The organism is Phenylobacterium sp., assembly GCF_024508875.1.
Lineage (GTDB): Bacteria > Pseudomonadota > Alphaproteobacteria > Caulobacterales > Caulobacteraceae > Phenylobacterium.
Genome location: NZ_JANINU010000064.1, coordinates 1 through 21020, shown reverse-complemented (window position 1 = coordinate 21020; position 21020 = coordinate 1). Strand labels below are relative to the sequence as shown.

Annotated in this window: 23 protein-coding genes, 1 tRNA gene and 1 pseudogene; 12 read left to right on the top strand and 13 right to left on the bottom strand. The window is 71.9% G+C overall.

The genetic code is table 11. The annotated features are described in order from the left end of the window. Positions 1-113: 113 nt before the first annotated feature. Genes Q0L11_RS06060 through Q0L11_RS06035 form a run of 6 tightly spaced genes read left to right on the top strand, consistent with a single transcriptional unit; the run spans position 114 to position 4365 of the window. Positions 114-1091: an isoaspartyl peptidase/L-asparaginase family protein gene (locus tag Q0L11_RS06060; RefSeq protein WP_296596064.1), complete on the top strand. Its 978-nt coding sequence runs from the start codon at positions 114-116 to the stop codon at positions 1089-1091. After that, the gene (locus Q0L11_RS06055; protein ID WP_296596063.1) at positions 1091-2224 is read left to right on the top strand and encodes a homogentisate 1,2-dioxygenase; all 1134 of its coding nucleotides are present in this window, start codon (positions 1091-1093) and stop codon (positions 2222-2224) included. Before Q0L11_RS06060 ends, Q0L11_RS06055 begins: the two co-directional genes overlap by 1 nt. Continuing rightward, positions 2221-2592, top strand: a complete 372-nt coding sequence (locus Q0L11_RS06050; RefSeq protein WP_296596062.1) for a cupin domain-containing protein — start codon at positions 2221-2223, stop codon at positions 2590-2592. Before Q0L11_RS06055 ends, Q0L11_RS06050 begins: the two co-directional genes overlap by 4 nt. Before the next feature lie 2 nt (positions 2593-2594). Further along, positions 2595-2870: a hypothetical protein gene (locus tag Q0L11_RS06045; RefSeq protein ID WP_296596061.1), complete on the top strand. Its 276-nt coding sequence runs from the start codon at positions 2595-2597 to the stop codon at positions 2868-2870. After that, positions 2867-3871, top strand: coding sequence for a fumarylacetoacetate hydrolase family protein (locus Q0L11_RS06040; RefSeq protein ID WP_296596060.1), 1005 nt, complete (start codon positions 2867-2869; stop codon positions 3869-3871). The genes Q0L11_RS06045 and Q0L11_RS06040 overlap by 4 nt, the downstream gene beginning before the upstream one ends. Continuing rightward, complete coding sequence (locus Q0L11_RS06035; protein WP_296596059.1) at positions 3868-4365, top strand: MarR family winged helix-turn-helix transcriptional regulator; 498 nt, start codon at positions 3868-3870, stop codon at positions 4363-4365. Before Q0L11_RS06040 ends, Q0L11_RS06035 begins: the two co-directional genes overlap by 4 nt. A gap of 4 nt (positions 4366-4369) precedes the next feature. On the opposite strand, the gene Q0L11_RS06030 is transcribed toward Q0L11_RS06035, so the two are convergent. The 3 genes from Q0L11_RS06030 to Q0L11_RS06020 all read right to left on the bottom strand — a co-directional run bounded on the left by Q0L11_RS06030 (position 4370) and on the right by Q0L11_RS06020 (position 7015). After that, the gene (locus Q0L11_RS06030) at positions 4370-4669 is read right to left on the bottom strand and encodes a hypothetical protein (protein ID WP_296596056.1); all 300 of its coding nucleotides are present in this window, start codon (positions 4667-4669) and stop codon (positions 4370-4372) included. 124 nt (positions 4670-4793) lie between these two features. After that, positions 4794-6710 (bottom strand): ferrous iron transporter B, encoded by a 1917-nt coding sequence (locus Q0L11_RS06025; RefSeq protein WP_296596055.1) that lies wholly within the window; start codon positions 6708-6710, stop codon positions 4794-4796. Further along, the gene (locus tag Q0L11_RS06020; RefSeq protein ID WP_296596054.1) at positions 6707-7015 is read right to left on the bottom strand and encodes a FeoA family protein; all 309 of its coding nucleotides are present in this window, start codon (positions 7013-7015) and stop codon (positions 6707-6709) included. Before Q0L11_RS06020 ends, Q0L11_RS06025 begins: the two co-directional genes overlap by 4 nt. Positions 7016-7150: 135 nt before the next feature. On the opposite strand from Q0L11_RS06020, the gene Q0L11_RS06015 reads away from it, so the two are divergent. Further along, positions 7151-7235 (top strand) — tRNA-Leu (locus Q0L11_RS06015). A gap of 45 nt (positions 7236-7280) precedes the next feature. Here Q0L11_RS06015 and Q0L11_RS06010 read toward each other — a convergent pair. Continuing rightward, positions 7281-7793: a hypothetical protein gene (locus Q0L11_RS06010; RefSeq protein WP_296596053.1), complete on the bottom strand. Its 513-nt coding sequence runs from the start codon at positions 7791-7793 to the stop codon at positions 7281-7283. Next, complete coding sequence (locus Q0L11_RS06005; RefSeq protein WP_296596097.1) at positions 7790-8302, bottom strand: superoxide dismutase family protein; 513 nt, start codon at positions 8300-8302, stop codon at positions 7790-7792. Before Q0L11_RS06005 ends, Q0L11_RS06010 begins: the two co-directional genes overlap by 4 nt. A gap of 180 nt (positions 8303-8482) precedes the next feature. Here Q0L11_RS06005 and Q0L11_RS06000 point away from each other — a divergent pair, with 180 nt between their 5' ends. Next, the gene (locus Q0L11_RS06000; RefSeq protein WP_296596052.1) at positions 8483-9160 is read left to right on the top strand and encodes a tetratricopeptide repeat protein; all 678 of its coding nucleotides are present in this window, start codon (positions 8483-8485) and stop codon (positions 9158-9160) included. Between the two features lie 3 nt (positions 9161-9163). After that, positions 9164-9805: a class I SAM-dependent methyltransferase gene (locus tag Q0L11_RS05995; protein WP_296596051.1), complete on the top strand. Its 642-nt coding sequence runs from the start codon at positions 9164-9166 to the stop codon at positions 9803-9805. 80 nt (positions 9806-9885) lie between these two features. On the opposite strand, the gene Q0L11_RS05990 is transcribed toward Q0L11_RS05995, so the two are convergent. Both Q0L11_RS05990 and Q0L11_RS05985 read right to left on the bottom strand, forming a co-directional pair. After that, a complete protein-coding gene (locus tag Q0L11_RS05990; protein ID WP_296596049.1) occupies positions 9886-10467 on the bottom strand; it encodes a hypothetical protein in 582 nt (193 codons plus the stop codon). An 88-nt stretch (positions 10468-10555) separates the two neighbouring features. Beyond that, positions 10556-11437 (bottom strand): LysR substrate-binding domain-containing protein, encoded by an 882-nt coding sequence (locus Q0L11_RS05985; protein ID WP_296596048.1) that lies wholly within the window; start codon positions 11435-11437, stop codon positions 10556-10558. A gap of 116 nt (positions 11438-11553) precedes the next feature. On the opposite strand from Q0L11_RS05985, the gene Q0L11_RS05980 reads away from it, so the two are divergent. Next, positions 11554-12312, top strand: a complete 759-nt coding sequence (locus Q0L11_RS05980) for a methyltransferase domain-containing protein (protein WP_296596047.1) — start codon at positions 11554-11556, stop codon at positions 12310-12312. Positions 12313-12514: 202 nt separating this feature from the next. Here the strand turns inward: Q0L11_RS05980 and Q0L11_RS24650 are convergent. The 5 genes and pseudogenes from Q0L11_RS24650 to hutI all read right to left on the bottom strand — a co-directional run. Beyond that, positions 12515-12877 (bottom strand): annotated as a pseudogene (locus Q0L11_RS24650) (HutD family protein); the annotation flags it as partial. Next, on the bottom strand, positions 12877-14544 hold the full coding sequence (hutU, locus tag Q0L11_RS05975; protein WP_296596046.1) for a urocanate hydratase: 1668 nt from the start codon (positions 14542-14544) through the stop codon (positions 12877-12879). The gene hutU and the pseudogene Q0L11_RS24650, both read right to left, overlap by 1 nt. After that, positions 14541-15353, bottom strand: a complete 813-nt coding sequence (gene hutG, locus Q0L11_RS05970; protein ID WP_296596045.1) for an N-formylglutamate deformylase — start codon at positions 15351-15353, stop codon at positions 14541-14543. The genes hutU and hutG overlap by 4 nt, the downstream gene beginning before the upstream one ends. After that, the gene (hutH, locus tag Q0L11_RS05965; RefSeq protein ID WP_296596096.1) at positions 15350-16894 is read right to left on the bottom strand and encodes a histidine ammonia-lyase; all 1545 of its coding nucleotides are present in this window, start codon (positions 16892-16894) and stop codon (positions 15350-15352) included. The genes hutG and hutH overlap by 4 nt, the downstream gene beginning before the upstream one ends. Continuing rightward, positions 16879-18084: an imidazolonepropionase gene (gene hutI / locus Q0L11_RS05960; RefSeq protein WP_296596095.1), complete on the bottom strand. Its 1206-nt coding sequence runs from the start codon at positions 18082-18084 to the stop codon at positions 16879-16881. Before hutI ends, hutH begins: the two co-directional genes overlap by 16 nt. A gap of 103 nt (positions 18085-18187) precedes the next feature. Here hutI and Q0L11_RS05955 point away from each other — a divergent pair, with 103 nt between their 5' ends. Together Q0L11_RS05955 and hutC are read left to right on the top strand one after the other, a co-directional pair. After that, positions 18188-19546 (top strand): formimidoylglutamate deiminase, encoded by a 1359-nt coding sequence (locus tag Q0L11_RS05955; RefSeq protein ID WP_296596044.1) that lies wholly within the window; start codon positions 18188-18190, stop codon positions 19544-19546. Then, positions 19543-20256 carry a histidine utilization repressor gene (hutC, locus tag Q0L11_RS05950; protein WP_296596043.1) on the top strand — a complete coding sequence of 238 codons (714 nt, stop codon included), beginning with the start codon at positions 19543-19545 and terminating at the stop codon, positions 20254-20256. Before Q0L11_RS05955 ends, hutC begins: the two co-directional genes overlap by 4 nt. Here the strand turns inward: hutC and Q0L11_RS05945 are convergent. Then, positions 20253-21020: substrate-binding domain-containing protein (locus Q0L11_RS05945; protein ID WP_296596042.1), on the bottom strand; the 768-nt coding region annotated here is incomplete at its 5' end. The genes hutC and Q0L11_RS05945 overlap by 4 nt on opposite strands.

Genomic DNA, 21020 nt, shown 5'->3' with positions numbered 1-21020 from the left:
GCCGGAGGGGGGTTCCGCTCAAACCGGGGGGAGGCCCGCCGTTCGTACCGCCGGGGAGGAAGCCCCCTCCGTCGGCCATGCCGACACCTCCCCCTGAGGGGGAGGAACTGGCCATGACGTGGGCCCTGGTGGCGCACGGCGGCGCGGGCGCCATCGCCCGCGGCCAGCTCAGCCCCGAGCAGGAGGCCGCCTATCGCGACGCCATGGGCGTGGCGGCCGAGGCTGGCGCGGCGGTGCTGCGCGCCGGCGGCTCGGCCATGGACGCCGTGGAGGCCGCGGTCCACGTCCTGGAGGACGACCCGCTGTTCAACGCCGGACGTGGGGCCGCCTTCACCGCCGAGGGCCGCAACGAACTGGACGCCTCGATCATGGACGGCCGCACGCTCGGCGCCGGCGCCGTGGCGGGCGTGACGACCACCCGCCACCCGATCTCGGCCGCCCGCGCGGTGATCGAGGGGTCGGCGCACGTGATGCTGGGCGGGGAGGGCGCCGACGCCTTCGCCCGCAGCCAGGGGCTGGAGCAGGTGGACCCGATCTACTTCTTCACCGAGCGCCGCTGGCGCGCGCTGGAGAAGGGGCTGGCGAAGCTGGGTCTGCCGATCCCGCCGCGTCCCGTCGGCGCGCCCGAGGACGCGTCGGGCAAGGCGGCGCTGGTCCACGAGGAAGGCAAGCACGGCACGGTGGGCGTCGTCGCGCTCGATAGCGAGGGGAACGTCGCGGCCGGCACCTCGACCGGCGGCAGTTCGGCCAAGCGCTGGGGCCGCGTGGGGGACAGCCCGATCATCGGCGCCGGGACCTATGCGTCCAACAAGGGATGCGCGGTGTCGTGCACGGGCGCGGGCGAGTACTTCATCCGCTTGGGCGTGGCGCACGAGATCAACGCCCTGGTCCAGCACAAGGGCCTTTCGCTGCAGGCGGCGGCCAACCATGTGGTCCAGGACGACCTGACGGCCCTGGGCGGGGAGGGCGGCGTGATCGCCGTCGCGCCCGACGGCCAGATGGCCTGGAGCTTCAATACCTCGGGCATGTACCGGGCCCGCATCGCCGACGGCCAGCCGCTGGTCGTCGGCGTCTACAAGGACGATCCGTGATGGCGAAGGGTGACTGGCTTCCGATCCGGGCGGCGCAGGGGACGCATTCGCGCCAGGCGCACGCCGACCTGCCGGAGGGGACCTATGAGCGGGAGATGTCGAAGGAGGGGTTCTTCGGACCCGCCGCCTTCCTGCACCACAAGCGCCCGCCCACCGGGTGGACCAGCTTCGAAGGCCCCCTGCGGCCCCGCGCCTTCGACCTTGCGCGACTGAACGCGGCGGAACCGTCGCCGTGGGCCGCCGGAACGGTGCTGCACAATGCCGCCATCGACGTGCGCTTCTGGAAGCTGGCGCAGCCGATGCCGGCCCTGGCCCGGAACGCCGACGGCGACCAACTCCTGTTCGTCCACCAGGGCGAGGGCGACGTGTTCTGCGACTATGGCCGGCTGCCGTACCGCGCCGGGGACTACCTCTACCTGCCGCGCGGGACCATGTGGCGGCTCGCGCCGTCGCAGCCCACCGCGATCCTGATGATCGAGGCCACCAACACCCACTACAAGCTGCCCGACAAGGGGCTGATGGGCGGCCACGCGCTGTTCGACCCGGCGCTGCTGGACACCCCCGTGATGGACGAGGCCTTCCGCGCCCACCAGGACGAGCCCGGCGAGTATCGCGTCGAGGTGAAGAAGCGCGGGCAGGTCTCGGTCGTGACCTATCCCTACAACCCGCTGGACGCCGTCGGCTGGCACGGCGACCTGGCGGCGGCGCGCCTGAACGTCGCGGATATCCGCCCGGTGGTGAGCCATCGCTACCACCTGCCGCCGTCGGTCCATTCGACCTTCGTCAGCGACCGCTTCGTGGTCTGCACCTTCGCGCCGCGCCCGTTCGAGACGGACCCGGGGGCGCTGAAGATCCCATTCTTCCACAACAACGACGACTACGACGAGGTGCTGTTCTACCACGCCGGCGATTTCTTCAGCCGCGACCACATCGAAGCGGGCATGATGACCTTCCATCCGAGCGGGTTCACGCACGGGCCGCATCCGAAGGCGCTGAAGAACATGCTTGCGCAGCCCAAGCCGGCGACCGACGAATATGCGGTGATGATCGACACGCGCGACCCGCTGGACGTCGGCGATGCGGCGGCCTCGGTGGAGAACCCGGCCTACGTCGATAGCTGGAAGGGCGCGTGAGCACGCCCTCGGCCATCGACCTCGCCGCGAAGTTCGCCGGCTTCTCCGAGCATTGGCGGCCGAAGACCGCCGCTCGGCTCAACGGCCAGGACGTGCGGCTGGTCAAGACGCACGGCCTGTTTCCCTGGCACACGCACGCGGACGCCGACGAGATGTTCCTCGTCTTCAAGGGCCGGTTCCGGGTGGAGTTCCTGGACCGGGTGGTGGAGCTGGAGCCGGGCCAGATGATCGTGGTCCCGCGCGGCGTGGAGCACCGGACCGGTTCGGACGAGGAGGCCGAGGTGATGATCTTCGAGCCGTCCGAGGTGGTGAACACCGGCGATGCGCCGGTCTCGGAATTCACGGCGCCGCGCGGCGTGGAGATCTGAGCGTGAGCCTGCAGGACGACCTGACGGCGGCCGCGCAGGACGAACTGGACCGCGCCATGACGCTGGGCTGGGCACAGCTTTCGAAGCACACGCCGTGGGGCGACACCTTCGAGGGCTTCACACCCGAAGGCCGCGACGTCTGCTTCGAGCGGGCCTACATGTGGGAACATGAGACGGGGGGCGACATCCGGGTGGAGGTCGTCGTCTACGAGCCGCGGTCCTACGAGGACGGCGTGCGGCTGACGCGAACGATAACGAGGGAAGGGGCTGAAGGATGAAGCTGGCGTCGTTGAAGGGGGGCCGGGACGGCCGCCTCGTCGTGGTCTCGAACGACCTCGCCTGGTACTCGCCGGCCGACCGCATCGCCCTGACGCTGCAGGCGGCGCTGGACGACTGGGAGCGCTGCGAGCCGGAGCTGCGCGGCCTGGCCGAGAGCCTTGAGCACGGCTCGGTGCCGAAGGCGCGATTCCACGAGCACGACGCCATGAGCCCGCTGCCGCGCGCCTACCAGTGGGCCGACGGCTCGGCCTATGTGAACCACGTGGCCCTCGTGCGGCAGGCCCGCGCCGCCGACATGCCCGAAAGCTTCTGGACCGACCCCTTGATGTACCAGGGCGGCTCGGACGGCTTCCTGGGGCCGCGCGACCCGATCCCGCTGAAGGACGAAGCGTGGGGCTGCGACATGGAGGGCGAGATCGCGGTGGTCACCGGCGACGTACCGCTGGGCGCCACGCGGGAGGAGGGGCTGGCGGCGATCCGGCTCGTGATGCTGTGCAACGACGTCAGCCTGCGGAACCTGATCCCCGCCGAGCTGGCCAAGAACTTCGGCTTCTTCCAGTCGAAGCCGGCCTCGGCCTTCTCGCCGGTGGCGGTGACGCCCGACGCCCTGCCGAACTTCAAGGACGGCAAGCTGCACGGAAAGCTCGAGGTGGAGCTCAACGGCAAGCCGCTCGGCGAGGCCGACGCCGGGGTGGACATGACCTTCGACTTCGGGACGCTGATCGCCCACGCGGCGAAGACCCGGGCGTTGTCGGCGGGCACGATCATCGGCTCGGGCACGGTCTCGAACCGCGACGCCGACGGCGGCCCCGGCAAGCCGATCGACCAGGGCGGCCTTGGCTATTCGTGCCTGGCGGAGGTCCGCACGGTCGAGACCATCCTGAACGGCAAGCCGTCGACGCCCTTCCTGAAGACGGGCGACGTGGTGCGGATCCAGATGACGGACGAGAAGCGCCACTCGATCTTCGGCGCCATCGAGCAGGAGGTCGCCGGCGCATGAGCGCCAAGCCCGACGCCGATGACGAGGACGGGCTAAGGCTCGACGGCTATCTGCCGTACCGCCTGTCGGTGGCGTCGAACGCCGTGTCGGGGCTGATCGCCCGCGCCTACGAAGACCGGTTCGGGCTCACGGTGCCGCAATGGCGGCTGCTGTGCGTGCTGGCCGAGGACGGCCAGCTCAGCCAGGTGCAGATCGTCGCGCGTACCGTGATGGACAAGGTCACCGTCAGCCGGGCCGCGCAGGGGCTGGTGAAGCGCCGGCTGGTGGGCCGTTCACAGAACGCCGCCGACGGGCGCAGCCAGTTGCTGGCGCTGACCGCAGAGGGGCGCAACCTGTTCGCCGAGATCGCGCCGCTGGCGCTGGCCTACGAGGCGGCGCTTATCGCGGGGCTGGCGCCCGAGGAGGTCACCCTGCTCAAGCGCCTGCTCATGCGGCTGCAATCGGCGGCGGGCCAACTGGCCGGCGAGACGCCGTCGGCGCCCCGTCTCGACTAAGCCGTCAGGCCGCGACCATCGGGTCCGACAGCACGCCCCAGCGGTGCGAGCCCTCGCCGAACGGCAGGTGGAAGCCGTAGGCCGCTCGCTTGCGCTCGTCGCGCCAGGTCTGCTCGAACGAGACAATGACCTGGAGCTGGAGCTCTTCGGGGATTTGACGGACGTCGTGACCCAGGTTGCGGGCCACGTGTTCGATCACCATCGATCGGTGCGCTTCGCCGCCGAGCGATAGGAGGGCCTTGCGGACGTGCTTGCACAGGGTCTGCTTGACCCGGATGGGCTTTTTCCCGGCGGGAACGTCCAAGGCGATTTCCTGCTTGTTCTGCATGGCAAGAACAAGGTTTGCGCGTCCTCGTTTATCGAGCGGTTAAGGCGCACGGAAAAAGCGAAATTAACGCAACCCGGGGACGAAATGTCCCACTTGAGGCTCAACCGGCCCCGAGCGCCACCGCCACGTGATAGACCGTGAACGAGGCCAGATAGGCCAGGGTGACCATGTAGGCGAACATCACGCCGGTCCACATCCAGGAGTTCGTTTCGCGGCGCACGACGCCCAGCGTGGCGGCGCACTGCGGGGCGAAGATGTACCAGGCCAGGAAGGACAGGCCGGTGGCCAGGCTCCAGGCGTCGGCCAGCCGCGCGCCCAGCGCGCCCACGTTGTTCTCCGCGTCGCCGACGGCGTAGACGGTGCCCAAGGCCGCCACCGCCACCTCGCGGGCCGCGAAGCCGGGGATCAGGGCGACCACCATCTGCCAGTTGAAGCCGATGGGCGCGAACAGCGGCTGGATCGCGTGGCCGATGATGCCGGCGAAGCTGTAGTCGATCGCCGGGCCGGTCGCGCCCGCCGGCGGCGTCGGGAACGTCGAGAGCACCCAGACCACCACCATCAGCGGCAGGATGATCCGGCCGGCGCGGCTGAGGAAGATCTGCGCCCGCAGCAGCAGGTTGCGCAGGACACTCTCGAAGCTGGGGATCTTGTAGGTGGGCAGCTCCATCAGGAACGGCTCGACCGCGCCGCGCCAGAAGATCTTGCGGATCACGAACGAGACGGCCAGCGCGCTGAGGATGCCGCTGGCGTAGAGCCCGAACATCACCAGCCCCTGCAGGTTCAGCCCCGGCCCGACGCTGCGGTCGGGGATGAAGGCGCCGATGATCAGGGTGTAGACGGGAATCCGCGCCGAACAGGTCATCAGCGGCGCCACCAGGATCGTGGTCATCCGGTCGCGCTTCTGGTCGATCACCCGCGCCGACATAATGCCGGGGATCGCGCAGGCGAACGAGGACAGCAGCGGGATGAAGGCGCGCCCGTGCAGGCCCGCGCCGCCCATGATCTTGTCCATCAGGAAGGCCGCCCGGGCCATGTACCCGAAGTCTTCCAGCAGGATGATGAAGAGGAACAGCACCAGGATCTGCGGCAGGAAGACCAGCACCGAGCCGACGCCTGCGAACAGGCCGTCGACGATCAGGCTCTTCAGGAACCCGTCGGGCAGGCCGGCTCCCACCTGGGCGCCCAGCCACGCCACGCCCGCCTCGATGGCGTCGGCGGGCGGTCCGGCCCAGGTGAACACCGCCTGGAACATCAGGAAGAGCAGGCCGAGCAGGATGACGAGGCCCGCCACCGGATGCAGCAGGACGGCGTCGATCTTGCCGGTCAGGGTGTCGGGATGCTCGGGCGGGCGGACATGGGCCTTGAGGATCCGCTGGGCCTCGCGGTGCGCGCCGCGGATCTCGGCCGCCGACGGCTCGCGCCAGACGTTCTCGCCGGAATGGGCGCCGGAGGCGATCACCTCGTCCACCTTCGCCACCAGGTCCGCGATGCCGCGCTTGCGGGTGGCGACGGTGGTGACGATGGGACAGCCCAGCTCGCGCGAGAGCCCGTCCAGGTCGATGCGCAAACCCTGGCGCTGAGCGATGTCGTACATGTTGAGCGCCAGCACCATCGGACGGCCGACGGCCTTCAGCTCCAGGATCAGGCGCAGGACCAGGCGCAGGTTGGTCGCGTCGGCCACGGCCACCACAACGTCGGGCTCGGCCTCGCCGGCCAGGCGGCCCAGCACCGCGTCGCGGGTGACCGCCTCGTCGGGGCTGCGCGCGCGCAGGGAATAGGTGCCGGGCAGATCCAGCACCGACAGCGTGCGGCCGGCCGGGGTGGCGACGAAGCCTTCCTTTCGCTCGACGGTCACGCCGGCGTAGTTGGCCACCTTCTGTCGGCTGCCGGTCAGGGCGTTGAACAGGGCGGTCTTGCCGGTGTTGGGGTTGCCCACCAGGGCCACGCGCGCCGGCCGGACGCCCGCCTCGGGCTTGTGTCGCGCGCCGCCGGGGGCCAGCTCAGCGGTCTCGCTCATTTCGACTCCAGGCGCACCCAGACGTCCTCGGCGTCGCGGCGGCGCAGGGCCACACGCATGTCGTCCACGCGCACGGCGATGGGGTCGCCGCCGAAGAGGCCCTGGTGCAGCACCTCGAACGCGGCGCCCTCGACGAAGCCGGACTCCAGCAGGCGGCGCTCAAGCTCGTGGACGTCGATGCCGTGGCCGTTCGCATGGTCGGCGCGCACGTCGATGATCACGCCCCGGTCGCCCGGCCGCGCCCGGCTCAGCGGCGTCGCGCCGGCCTCGATGGCCACCGCCTGATCGGCGAGCATCTCGTGCATGTCCTGGATCGTCCTGCGTCCGCCGATTTTGCGAACGATTATCAAGTACGACCTCGGCCGCCCCGGCGCAAGGCTCGTATCGCCGCAGCCCGCGAGTTGCGCCCGCAGGCCGAGCCTCTATAACCCCACCTCGATGCGGGCGTGGTGAAACTGGTAGACGCGCCGGACTCAAAATCCGGTTCCGCAAGGAGTGTCGGTTCGAGCCCGACCGCCCGCACCATCGAGGCCTGAGCCGTCGGGCCGAAGCCGCAACGGCCCGAGAGACTCAAGGGCGAAGCGCCCGGACGAGGGTATCGGCCTTCCGGGGATCGAACGGGCCGCTGGCGCGCGCGAGCACCCGGCCCTCGCGATCCACCACCACCGCCGCGGGGGCGGCCGGATCGACGCCGAGCTGGGCGGCGACGGCGGCAGGGTTGGTGAAGGCGGGCGCGAGATGGGCCCGTTCGGCCGGGTCCTTCACGTCCCCCTGCATGCCATGCACGATCATGCCGCGGATCATCGGGGCGCTCACGCCGATGACCGGGGTCTCGAACCAGTCGCGATCCTCGGCCCGCAGACCCAGGCCGCGGCGCCAGGCGTCGAGGCTGGCGCGGTCGTCGTGGCGAAAACCCAGCAGCAGCAGGGCGCGGGCCTGGGGCAGGCCCGCAGGCACCTGCGTCGTCACCCCGTTGAGGTCCGTCACCTGGAAGTGCAGCGGCGGCGTCGCGGCTTGCGCCGAGCATAGCGGCAGGACGACCGCCGCGAGGGCGGCGACCGCCCCGGAGAGACGACGCCTCAACGGATCACCCCGCACGCGACACGCGCGCCGGCCCCGCCGATGGGCTGGGAGACGAAGTCGTCCGGGTTGGCGTGGATGACCAGGGCGGCGCCGTCCGCATCGAGCAGGCCCGGCTGGTCCGGACCGCCGGCGAACGACACCGTCGTGGAGAAGAATTCCGCCGCACCCGTCCCATCCTGCGCGACGAACAGGTTCGGCAGGTCGCCGGCGTCCTGGCCGGCAGGGTTCAGGAGGCCGTGCGCCGACGCCGCGGACCCGTGGACATGACCGCCCGCGCTCTTGAAGTCCGGCGCCGAGCAGGTCCCGGTGTCGTGGAAATGCACCGCGTGCCAGCCGGGCGTGAGCCCCTTGGCGACGATCCGCACCAGCACGCCCCTGGGGGCCTGGGTCAAGGTGGCGACGCCATGGTCCTCGCCGCCGGCGCCGACCAGGGGGGCCGTTGCGGTGGGCGCGGCCTCGGCGGCAGGGGCGCCGGCGCAGAGGGCGAGGGCGAGGATGCCGGACAGGATGTGGGTCTTCACGCGCTTCAATCTCCAGAGGGGAGTGCTGCCCCAAGGACGACGCCGGGCGCCGGGCCCCTCAAGCTCTGCGCGCAGGTCGGGTCGGGAGGGGGAATTGGACGGCGGATTGAGGGGGTCGGCGCCTGGCGGCGTCTAGGCTTCCGGGTGGCGAAATCGCAAAGGCATACGATGCACGCTCGAACCAAGACACGACTGGCTTCCACGCTCTTCCTCGCGACGCTCGCGTTCGGCGCGCCGGCGTTCGCGTCCGACAATCCCGCGATGGACGCCTCCGTCGCCCGGGTGCAGCGCGAGTGGGAGCGGATCAAGTACCAGACCAAGGATCCCGCGGCTCAGCACGAGCAGATCCGGGTCCTCGCCCACGACGCCGCCGCGTCGGCCGCCAAGTTTCCGGGACGCGCCGAGCCGCTGATCTGGGAAGGCATCGCGCAGAGCGAGCAGGCCGCCATGTCGTCGGGCCTGAGCGCGCTGAACGACGCCAAGGCGGCGCGGAAGTCCTTCGAGCAGGCCTACCAGATCGACCGCAAGGCCCTGGAGGGCGGCGCGGCCACCAGCCTGGGCACGCTGTACTACCGCGTGCCGGGGTTCCCGATCGGCTTCGGCGACAAGGACAAGGCGCGCCGCTATCTGGCCGAGGGCGTGGCGCTGTCGCCCGACGGCATGGATTCGAACTATTTCTACGGCGACTTCCTGATCACGCAGGGCGAGTACGCGGCCGCCGCCAAGGTGCTGCAGCGCGCGCTCGCCTCGCCGCCGCATCCCGACCGGCCGCTGTGGGACGCCGGTCGTCGCGCCGAGATCAAGGCCCTGCTGGCCAAGGCCAACGCCAAGCTGCGGCGCTCCTGAGCCATGGCGTCGATCTCCGACGCCTTCGCCGGCCACCTGCGGCATCCGCGGGGTGGCTGGGGTCGGCTGGTGGGCCAACTGATGCGGGTCGTCAACGCCGAGCCGAACGCGCAGGCGATCCGGGCCCTGGACGTGCGCACCCACCACGACGTCCTCGAGCTCGGCTTCGGGCCGGGCGAGGGCGTCCGGGGGCTGGCGAGGCTCGCGTCCGGGGGGACGGTCTTCGGCGTCGACCAGTCGTCGGCCATGCTGGCCCAGGCCGAGGCGAGAAACCGCGCCGCGATCGCGGCCGGCCGGGTCCGGCTTTCACTGGGCAGCTTCGAGGCGACCGGGCTTGCGGACCGCAGCGTCGACCGGATCCTCGCGGTGAACGTCGCCTACTTCTGGTCCGATCCGCACGCGGTGCTGGCCGAACTCGACCGGGTCCTGCGTCCCGGCGGACGGATCAGCGTCTATGCGACCGACGCGTCGGCCATGGCCCGGTGGGGCTTCATCGGGGCCGGCCACCACAGGACGTTCGACGCGCAAGGCCTGGCGGCCGCGCTGGCGGCGGGCCCCTTTCCGGCGGATGCGGTCCGGGTGTCGTCCGTGCGTCTGCGCGGCGGCGTGCCGGGCCTGGTCGGCGTCGTCGAGAAGGCGGCGTGACCGAAGCGTCCGGCGTTCCATCTGCTTGATCTCGAGCGCGATCTCTTCGCCGAGCCGGCTTCCGGTTCGGCGTATCGCGCCTAGCGGACGGCGACCTCGGAGGCCGGTGCGTCGCCCGTGGCGGCCGGCTCCGCCTCGCAGTTGCGGAGCCGATAGACCGCGCGAAGGAAGCCGCGGCGGGCATAGCCGAGGTCGACCGCCGCCTGGAAGCGACGCTGAGCCGGCGCCGCGCCCGTCAGTTCGCGAACCACGACCCGGAAGGGGATGAGCGAGTTCACTGCCGCCCGGCCGCCGGCTTCGGCCAGCCGCGCGGCGCGCCCTTCCCGAGGGCCGAAGTCGCCGGCCAGGTCCGACCCAAGCACGCCATTGAGATCGCCGATCTCGGACTGGATCTCCGTACAGCTCGCCGGATCGGGCAGGGCGTAGGGATCGATGGTCGCCCGCACCAGGGGGTCGGGAATCTCGGCCGTGAGCAGCCCGGCGTCGCGGATGGGCTGGGCCAGGATGTCCCCGGCCGCGCGCCCGGCGGCGCGCCAACTCGTCTCGCCGGGCGGCGCCGTCGGTCCAGCTTCCAGCGGCTGGGCGGCCGCTGGCCCTGGCCAGGCCGACACGGTCACGGCAAGGGTGGCCAAGGCGGTTGAGAGCCCTCTGATCGACGTCATGCGGCTGTCTCCGGTGTCCTGCATCTTCGACGCCGCCGCCGCCCGGACACCTCAATCCCGCGTCGGATAGCTGGTCGGCAGGGGCGCCTCAGTCGGCCTCCAGCCCCGCCTTCAGCCAATCCAGGAACAGCCGGGTCTCCGGCGCGAGCGCCTTCGTGCGGTGGGGGATCGCGGCGAAGCCGTCCTCGAACGGGATGAAGGCGCCGACCGCAACGAGGCGGCCCGCGGCGATGTCGGCCGCCGCAAGGCGCCGCTCGACGATCGCCACGCCCATGCCGCCTACCGCCGCGCCCAGGCACAGGTGCGTGTGCGGAAACGACACGGACGTTTCGGTCGCGAGACGGACACCGGTGGCGCTGGACCACTCTTCCCAGGCGCGCGAGGTGTGGTCGTGGAGGATGCGGCGCGGCGCCGTCAGCGTGTGGCCCGCCAGCCGGGCGGGATAGTCGGGCGCCGCCACGACGCCGAAGGCGCTGTCGGCGAGGCGGATGGCCCGCGCCTGGTCGGCGGGCGAATAGGCCGAGCGGTCCCAGAGGATGGTGAGGTCGGCGTCGCGTTCCTCGCGCATCTCGCGCGCGGAGGTCATCGAGAGGCGGAGGCGCACGTCCGGGTGGGCGGCGGAAAAGGCGGGCAGGCGCGGCGCCAGCCAGCCCATGGCGAAGCTGACGCTGCAGGCGACGTGGACGGCCGGTGACCGGGCCTCGCGCACGACGTCGGCGTAGTGCTCGGCCAAGGTGTCCAGCGCCTCGCCGACCGCCGCGGCGAGCCGGCGTCCGGCGGCGTTCGCCCGCAGGCCCGTCCCCACCTTGTCGAACAGCGGCAGGCCTGCGTGATCGTGGAGCGTGCGGAGCTGCTTGCTGACCGCGCCGTGCGTCCGCCCCAGCTCGGCCGCGGCCCGGCTGACCGAACCCAGGCGCGCCACGGCCTCGAAGGCGCGCAGGGTGGAGAGCGGGGGCAGTTGGGGGCGCACGTGACCGCCTATTCGTGAAGTCTGCTCACAGAGTGCGCGATCCGAACTCGATTTTCCAGAGGGACACGCCGCTCTAAGTCGATGCGCATTGGATCAAATGTGAAGGAAGCGATCGGATGCGTGCGGGCGGGGACGTGGATTACGACAGCACCGGCCAGGGCTACGCGACGCAACGGCGCCCGGATCCGCGCATCGCAGCGGCGATCGAGGCGGCGCTGGGGGATGCGCAGACCGTCGTCAACGTCGGGGCCGGCGCGGGCTCGTACGAGCCGGCGGGACGGCGGTTGCTGGCGGTCGAGCCCTCGGCGGTCATGCGCGCGCAGCGGCCGCCCGGCGCGGCCATCGCCATCCACGCCTACGCGGAGGCCCTGCCGCTGGACGACGGCGCCGTGGACGCCGCGATGGCGGTGGCGACCGTCCACCAGTGGGCCGATCGCACGAAGGGGCTCGCCGAGCTTCGGCGCGTGGCGCGGGGGCCGGTCGTGGTGCTGGCGTTCGACGGGCCGGCGCTGGGCGACTGGTGGCTGAACGACTATGCGCCCGAACTGATCGCCGCCGAACAGCGTCGCTATCCCGACATCTCCCAGACGGCGGCGGCGCTTGGGTCGAAGGTCGAGGTGCGCGTCGTCCCCATCCCCATCGACTGCACGGACGGATTCACCGAGGCCTTCTATGGCCGGCCCGAGCGCCTGCTGGACCCCGCCGTGCGGCGCGCCCAGTCGTCCTGGGGCTTCGTCGGGCCTGAGGTCGAGCCCCGGTTCGTCGCACGGCTTTCGGACGACCTGGACTCAGGACGCTGGGACGAACGCTACGGCGCCTGGCGGCGCCTGCCGGCGTATGAGGGCTCGGTCCGCCTCCTGGTCGGCTGGCCCTAGGCGTCGCGCCGTTAGGCGAACGCCACCAGGTATCCAGCGGTCGGCCGCTCGGCGTCCAGCACCAACGGCGCGTCGGCCATCTCCAGCAGCAGCGCGTCATACCGCTCCAGCCGAAGCTCCCCGCGCGCATCGGCCCCCCGGCGATCAGCAGCCGGCGGCCGGACGCGGCGGGCAGGGCCTGGGGCCCCGCGACCACGAGCCGTTGCAGTCGGGCGGCGGCCCCGCCGCGGCGCGTCATGACGTTGAGGTCCAGGACCGGCCCTTCGATCACCCGGCCGATGGTCGGCGCGTCGCCCGGGAAGGCGGCGGCGCTCGAACCCGCCGCCAGGTCGAAGTCGCCCAGGCCCTGGACCGACAGCGCCAGCCGTCCCTCCAGTACGACCAGCACACGGTCGACGCCGGGGAACACCGAGAACGGCCCATCCGTCCGGACCTCGGCCATGCTCACCCGCCAGTGGAAATCGTCGAAGCCGGCGCCCGGCGGCGAGGCGGCGACCTCCCGGGTGATCCCGCCGCCGTTCTTCCACGGCGTGGCGACCCGATCGGCGGCGCGCAGGATCTGCATCAGCCGAGGATCCCGGGCAGGTCGAGCTGCTTCTCGCGGGCGACCTGCAAGGCGATCTCATAGCCCGCGTCGGCGTGGCGCATGACGCCCGTGGCCGGGTCGTTCCAGAGCACCCGCTCGATGCGCTTCGCCGCCGCCTCGGTGCCGTCGCAGACGATGACCATGCCGGCGTGCTGGGAGAAGCCCATGCCGACCCCGCCGCCGTGGTGGAGCGAGACCCAGGTGGCGCCCGAGGCGGTGTTGAGCAGGGCGTTCAGCAGCGGCCAGTCGGACACGGCGTCGGAGCCGTCGCGCATGGCCTCGGTCTCGCGGTTGGGCGAGGCGACCGAGCCGGAGTCCAGGTGGTCGCGGCCGATGACGACGGGGGCCTTGAGCTCGCCCCTGGCCACCATCTCGTTGAACGCCAGCCCCAGCCGGTGGCGGTCGCCAAGGCCCACCCAGCAGATGCGCGCCGGCAGCCCCTGGAACCTGATCTTCCGGCCCGCCATGTCGAGCCAGTTGTGCAGGTGCGGGTTGTCCGGGATGAGCTCCTTCACCTTCGCGTCCGTCTTCGCGATGTCCTCGGGGTCGCCCGACAGCGCTGCCCAGCGGAACGGGCCGATGCCCCGGCAGAACAGCGGGCGGATGTAGGCCGGCACGAAGCCCGGGAAGTCGAAGGCGCCCTCGACCCCCGCCTCCTTGGCCATCTGGCGGATGTTGTTGCCGTAGTCGACGGTCGGCACGCCGGCGGCCTGGAAGTCCAGCATGGCCCGCACGTGCTCGGCCATCGACGACTTGGCGGCTTCCTCCACCTGCTTCGGATCCTGGGCGCGCATGGCGGCCCAGCGCTCCAGGCTCCAGCCCTTGGGGAGGTAGCCGTTGACCGGGTCGTGGGCGCTGGTCTGGTCGGTGAGCAGGTCGGGGCGGACGCCGCGGGCGAACAACTCGGGCAGCACCTCGGCGGCGTTGCCCAGCAGAGCCACCGAGATCGGGGCCTTGTCGCGGCAGGACTGCCGGATCAGGGCCAGCGCCTCGTCGACGTCCTTCGCCTGGCGGTCCACGTAGCCGGTGCGCAGCCGCATATCGATGCTGGACTGCTGGCACTCGACGGCGAGGCAGGAGGCGCCGGCCATCACCGCCGCCAGCGGCTGGGCGCCGCCCATGCCGCCGAGGCCGGCGGTCAGCAGCCAGCGGCCCGACAGGTCGCCGCCATAGTGCTGGCGGCCCATCTCGACGAAGGTCTCGTAGGTGCCCTGCACGATCCCCTGCGCGCCGATGTAGATCCACGAGCCGGCGGTCATCTGGCCGTACATGGCGAGGCCCGCCCGATCGAGTTCGTTGAAGTGGTCCCAGGTGGCCCAGCGGGGCACGAGGTTGGAGTTGGCGATCAGCACCCGGGGCGCATCGGCGTGGGTGCGGAACACGCCCACCGGCTTGCCCGACTGGACCAGCAGGGTCTCGTCGTCCTCCAGCCGTCGCAGGGTCTCGACGATCGCATCGAAGCTCTCCCAGTCACGGGCGGCGCGGCCGATGCCGCCATAGACCACCAGTTCCTCCGGCCGCTCGGCGACGTCGGGGTGCAGGTTGTTCATCAGCATCCGCAACGGCGCCTCGGTGAGCCAGCTCTTGGCCGTGCGCTCGGGGCCGGTGGCAGGGCGGATGACGCGGGTCTTGTCGAGGCGGGTCATGACTTGGCGAAGTCCAGGCAGGCGTTGAGGACGTTGACGAGGGCGGCCCGCATCGGGGCGGCGCGCTCGGGCGTGTAGGGCGTGGGCCAGATGAGCGAGGTGAGCAGTCCCGGCGGCTCGTCCATGTAGCCGCGGCAGGCCAGCTCCATCTGGATGGCGTGGACGCCGCCCGCGGGTTGGCCGTAGTGGCGGGTTGTCCAGCCGCCCTTGAAGCGGCCGTTGGTGACGCGGCTGAACTCGCTGGCGTCGCAGGCCGCCTCCACCGCCGCGGTCAGCGCGGGGTCGCAGCTCGCGCCGGAATTCGTGCCGATGTTGAAGTTCGGCAGCAGGTCGTCGAACAGCCGTGGGATCGCCGAGCGGATCGAATGGGCCTCGTACAGCACCACCTTGCCGTGGATCGCGCGCAGCCGGTCCAGCTCGGCCCGCAGGGCGGCGTGGTACGGGTCGAAATACTCGGCGCGCCGGCGCTCGATCTCGGCCTTATCGGGTTCACCCGTTCTGTACAGCGGCTCCCCATCGAAGGTCGTGGTGGGGCAGAGCGCCGTCGTCGCCTGGCCGGGATAGAGCGAGGCGCCGGACGGGTCGCGGTTCACGTCGATGACCGTGCGGCTCATGGCCGTGCGGATCGTCGTGGCGCCCAGCGCGGGCGCGAAGTCGTAGAGCTGTTCGATCCACCAGTCGGCGTCCTTGCGCGCCAGCCAGGGCGAGATCAGCCGCGCGGCGATCCCCGTCGGCAGCTCCGTCCCGGTGTGCGGGAAGCTGACGACCAGCGGCGCGTCGCCGCGGTGGACCTGCAGCCACTCGCTCATGCGACACCGGGCAAGGGCAAGGCGACGGCGGTCACCACGCCGCCCGAGCGGACCAGCGCGTTGGCGGCCTCCATGTCCGGGTGGAAGTGGCGGTCATCGTCCAGGTGCGGGACCTGGCCGCGCAGCAGCGTGCGCACCGCCTCCAGCGCCGGGCTCGACGCCAGCGGGCGATGGAAGTCGCAGCCCTGCGCCGCCGCCAGCAATTCGATCCCCGCGACCGCCGTGGCGTTCCTCGCCATGGACAGCAGCCGCGCGGCGCCGTGGGCGGCCATGGAGACGTGGTCCTCCTGGTTGGCGGATGTCGGGATGGAGTCGACGCTGGCCGGATAGGCGCGCTGCTTGTTCTCGGAGACCAGCGCCGCGGCCGTCACCTGCGGGATCATGAAGCCCGAGTTCAGGCCGGGCTTGGGGGTGAGGAACGCCGGCAGCCCGCTGAGCGCCGGGTCCACGAGCATGGCGATCCGCCGCTCGGCCAGCGAGCCGATCTCGCAGATCGCCAGCGCGATCATGTCGGCCGCGAAGGCCACCGGCTCGGCGTGGAAGTTGCCCCCCGACAGCGCCTCGTCGGTGTCCGCGAAGATCAGCGGATTGTCCGAGACGCCGTTGGCCTCGTAGCCCAGCGTGGCCGCTGCCTGGCGCAGCACGTCCAGCGCCGCGCCCATCACCTGCGGCTGACAGCGCAGGCAGTACGGATCCTGCACCCGCTCGTCGTCCTTCAGGTGTGAAGCGCGGATCGCCGAGCCGGCCATCAGCACGCGCAGCGCATCGCCCGTCTCGATCTGCCCTGGCTGGCGGCGCAGGGCATGGATGCGGTGGTCGAAGGGCGTGTCCGAACCCTTCGCCGCCTCGGTCGACAGAGCGCCAGTGACCAGCGCCGACTGGAACAGCCGCTCGGCCTCGAACAGCCCGGCCAGCGCATTGGCGGTCGAGAACTGGGTGCCGTTCAGCAGGGCGAGGCCTTCCTTCGGCCCGAGCGCCAGCGGCTCAAGTCCGGAAGACCGCAGAGCGATGTCGGCGGGCTTGCGCACGCCGCCCACCTCGATCTCGCCGACGCCGATCATGGCGGCGGCCATGTGCGACAGTGGGGCCAGGTCGCCCGAGGCTCCGACCGAGCCTTGGCTCGGCACGACGGGGGTCAGGCCGGCGACGATCATCCTCTCCAGCAGCGCGACGGTGGCTGGCCGCACGCCCGAGGCGCCCTGGGCCAGGCTGGCCAGCTTCAGCGCCATCATCAGGCGCACGATGGCGGTGGGCGACGGCTCGCCTGTCCCGGCGGCGTGGGACAGCACGATGTTGCGCTGGAGCGTGGCGAGGTCCGCATCGTCGATGCGCACGCTGGCCAGCTTCCCGAAGCCGGTGTTGATGCCGTAGACCGGCTCGCCCTTGGCCAGGATGCGCTCGATGGCGGCGGCGCTCGCGGCTATGGGGCCGGCGGCGGCGGCGGCGGGCAGCCGCACGGACGCGCCGCGGTAGACCTCCCGCCAGGCGGAGAGCGGCGTGTCGCCGGGGACCAGCAGGACGTCGTTCAAAGGCCTCTCCAGACGCGGGCGTGCAGGGGGTTGAAGCCCATCCGGTAGACGAGCTCGGCGGGACGCTCGATGTCCCAGATGGCGAGGTCGCAGGCCTTGCCGGCTTCCAGCGTGCCGACGTCGCCGAGGCGGCCCAGCGCGCGCGCGGCCTCGCGCGTCACGCCGGCCAGGCACTCCTCGACCGTCAGCCGGAACAGCGTCGCGGCCATGTTCATCGCCAGCAGCAGCGAGGTGAGCGGCGAGGTGCCGGGGTTGCAGTCGGTGGCCAGCGCGACCGGCACGCCCGCGGCCCGCAGGCCTTCGACTGGCGGCCGCTTGGTCTCGCGGACGAAGTAGTAGGCGCCCGGCAGCAGCGTCGCGACCGTCCCGGCACGCGCCATGGCGTCGATGCCGCCGACGTCGAGGTGCTCCAGATGGTCGGCCGACAGGGCGCCGAAGGCTGCCGCCAGGGACGCGCCGTGCAGGTTGGAGAGCTGTTCGGCGTGCAGCTTGACGGGGAGGCCGTGGATCTTGGCGGCTTCGAACACCCGACGGGTCTGTTCGGAGGTGAAGCCGATGCCCTCGCAGAAGGCGTCGACCGCGTCCGCCAGCCCCTCGGCCGCCACGGCCGGGATCATCTCGCGGCAGACGAGGTCGATGTAGCCGTCGGGGTCGCCCTTGAACTCCGGCGGCAGGGCGTGGGCGCCGAGGAAGGTGGTGGTGATCGCGACCGGCCGCAGCTCGCCCAGCCGGCGCGCCGCGCGCAGGCACTTGCGCTCGTGCTCCAGCGACAGGCCGTAGCCCGATTTCACCTCGACCGTGGTGACGCCCTCGGCGATCAGCGCGTCCAGGCGCGGCAGGGCCTGGACGACCAACTCATCCTCGGTGGCGGCGCGGGTGGCGGTCATGGTCGAGACGATCCCGCCGCCGGCGCCGGCGATCTCCTCGTAACTGGCGCCGGCCAGCCGCAGTTCGAATTCCCGGGCGCGGTCGCCGCCGTGGACCAGATGGGTGTGCGGGTCGATCAGGCCCGGGGTGATCCAGCGGCCTTCGCAGTCGAAGGTCTCGTCGGCCACGAACGCCGGCGCGTCGGCCTCGGCGCCGATCCACGCGATCCGGCCTTCGCGGGCCGCGACCACGCCGCCCTCGACCTCGCCCGGCCCCGACGGGCCCGGCGCGAGGGTCGCGAGGCGCGCATTCCGCCAGACCCGGTCGCAGCGCACGACGTCCTCCATCCAATCGCTCGCGGACCCTAGGACTACGACTTCTTTTTGTATAGACATATGTGACGCTTGCCGCCCCCCGCGACGCGCTTGAGGAAAGGCCATGGCCGACCCGACGCTCTGGTTCGAACACGCGCTATTGGCGGACGGCTGGGCCACGCGCGTGCGGGTCGAAACGTCAGCCGGCTTCGTCGCCGCGATCCAGGTGGACGCCGAGCCGAAGGCCGGCGACGAGCGTGGCGGGATCGCCGTCCCCGGCTTGCCGAACCTGCACAGCCATGCCTTCCAGCGCGCCATGGCCGGCCTCACCGAGGTGGGCGGGCCGCAGGGCGACAGCTTCTGGACCTGGCGCGAGGTGATGTACCGCTTCGTGGCCCAGCTCTCGCCCGACGACGTGCAGGCGATCGCCGCCCAGGCCTTCCTGGAGATGCTGGAGAGCGGCTTCACCCGCGTGGGCGAATTCCACTACCTGCACCACGATTCCGACGGGCGGCCCTACGCGGATCCGGCCGAGATGGCAGGGCGGATCGCGGCTGCCGCGGAGGAGACCGGGATCGGCCTGACCCTGCTGCCGGTCTTCTACGCTCACTCGGCCTTCGGCGGCGCCGCGCCGACCGAGGGCCAGCGGCGGTTCGTCAGCGACCTCGGCGGCTACGTCCGCCTGCACGAGGCGACGCGCGCCGCGCTCGCCGGCCTGCCCGACGCGGTGGTCGGCGTCGCGCCGCACAGCCTGCGCGCGGTCACCGAGGACGAGCTGCGCCTCGTCGCCGACCTCGCCCAGCCGATCCACATCCATATCGCCGAGCAGGTGAGGGAGGTCGACGACTGCCTGGCCTGGAGCGGCGCGCGTCCCGTGGAATGGCTGCAGGACCGCTTCGCCGTCGACGACCGTTGGTGCCTGGTCCACGCGACCCATGTCACCGAACGCGAACGCCGCAGGATCGCCACGCGCGGCGCGGTGGCCGGCCTTTGCCCCGTCACTGAGGCGAACCTGGGCGACGGCGTCTTCCCGGCGGCGCGCTACCTGGCCGAGGGCGGCGCCTTCGGGGTCGGCTCGGACTCCAACGTCCGCATCGACGCGGCGGAGGAACTGCGCCTGCTGGAGTACGGCCAACGTCTCACGCGCCGTGCGCGCAATGTCCTGGCGGGCGAACAGGGCGCGGCCACGGGCGCGACGCTCTATCGGAAAGCGCTGGCCGGCGGCGGTCAGGCCCTGGGCGTCCCCCAGGCGGCCGGGCTCGCGGTCGGTGCGGCCGCCGACCTCGTCAGCCTTCCTGTGGATCACGAGGCCTATGCGGCCCGATCCGGCGACGCCTGGCTGGACAGCCGCGTCTTCGCGGGCGGACCGCTGGAACACGTCTGGCGGCGCGGCCGGCGGGTGGTCGCGGACGGCCGGCACGTCGCCCGCGGGCCGGTCTCCGCGCGCTACGGCCAGACCCTGGCGCGGCTGCTGCGCCGATGAGTGAGGCGACCCTTCACCGGCGCATCCGGGCGGAGATTGCCGAACGCATCCGCTCGGGCGCCTGGCCGCCCGGTCACCGCGTGCCGTCCGAGCACGAACTGATGGCCGCGTACGGCTGTTCGCGCATGACCGTGAACAAGGCCCTGGCGCCGCTGGCCGAGCAGGGGCTGATCGTGCGTCGGCGAAAGGCCGGCACCTTCGTCTCGCGTCCGCGCATCCACTCGGTGGTGCTGGACATCCCCGACATCGCCGCCGAGGTGACCGCCCGCGGCGAGGCGTACGGCTACGAGCTTCTGGGCCGGGCCGCGCGGGTCGCTACCTCCGACGAGGCCGAGGCCCTGGGCCTCGTCCGGCCGGGCCGCATCCTGTCGCTCCGCTGCCTGCACCGCGCCGCCGGGCGCCCCTTCGGCCTGGAGGAGCGGCTCATCAACCTGGCCGCAGTTCCCGAGGCCGCGGAGGTCGATTTCGCCGCGGAGCCGCCGGGCGGCTGGCTGCTGGGCCACGTGCCCTGGACCGAGGCCGAGCACCGCATCAGCGCGGCCCATCCGTCGAAGTCCGCCGCGACGGCCCTGGGACTGCCGACGACGGCCGCCTGCCTGGTCCTGGACCGGCGCACCTGGCGCGGGGACGAGCGCATCACCCACGTGCGGCTGACCTTCCCAGGCGACGCCTACGACCTCGTCGCCCGCTTCTCGCCCCAGCCCGGCTAGGCGGCCGGCCCGGTGCTTTCCCGCACCACCAGCCGGTGCGGCAGGGTCACCTGCTGCAAGGTCTCGGCCTTGCCCGCGAAGATGTCGAGCAGCACCCGGACGGCCTCCGCCCCGATGGCGTCCATCGGCTGAGCCACGGTGGTCAGGGCCGGGCTCACGTGCTTGGCGAAGCGGATGTCGTCGAAGCCCACGACCGAGACGTCCTGCGGACAGCGCAGGCCGCGCCGGCGCAGCGCATCCAGCGCGCCCATGGCCATCTCGTCGCTGAAGCAGAAGATCGCCGTCGGCGGCTGCGGGCGCTCGAGCAGCTTCAGCGTCTGGTCCAGGCCCGCCTCAACCGAGAAGTCGCCGGTGACCACCGTCAGGTCGTCGTCGCGCCCATGCGCCTTGGCCGCAGCATGGACACCGTCCAGGCGGTCACGGCTGATCGGACTGGCCAGCGGCCCCGTGATCACTCCGATCCGCGCGTGCCCCAGGCCGTAGAGGTGCTCCATGGCCTCGACGGCCGCGCGCTCGTTGTCGATGTGGGCGCTGGAGACGCCGAGCTCGGGGCTGAACTCGCAGCCGTTCACGATGGGCGCCCGCGGGCCCAGGGTGCGGACCATGTCGGCGAGGACCGCGGGCAGGCGGTGGCCCAGGAAGATCAGGCCGTCGGCCTCCTTGCGCCGGAGCATCTCGCCGTAACGCTCCTCGCGCTCGGGCTCGTGGCGGGTGTCGCCCAGCAGCACGGAATAGCCGGCCGCCTGCGCCGCCTGCTCCACGCC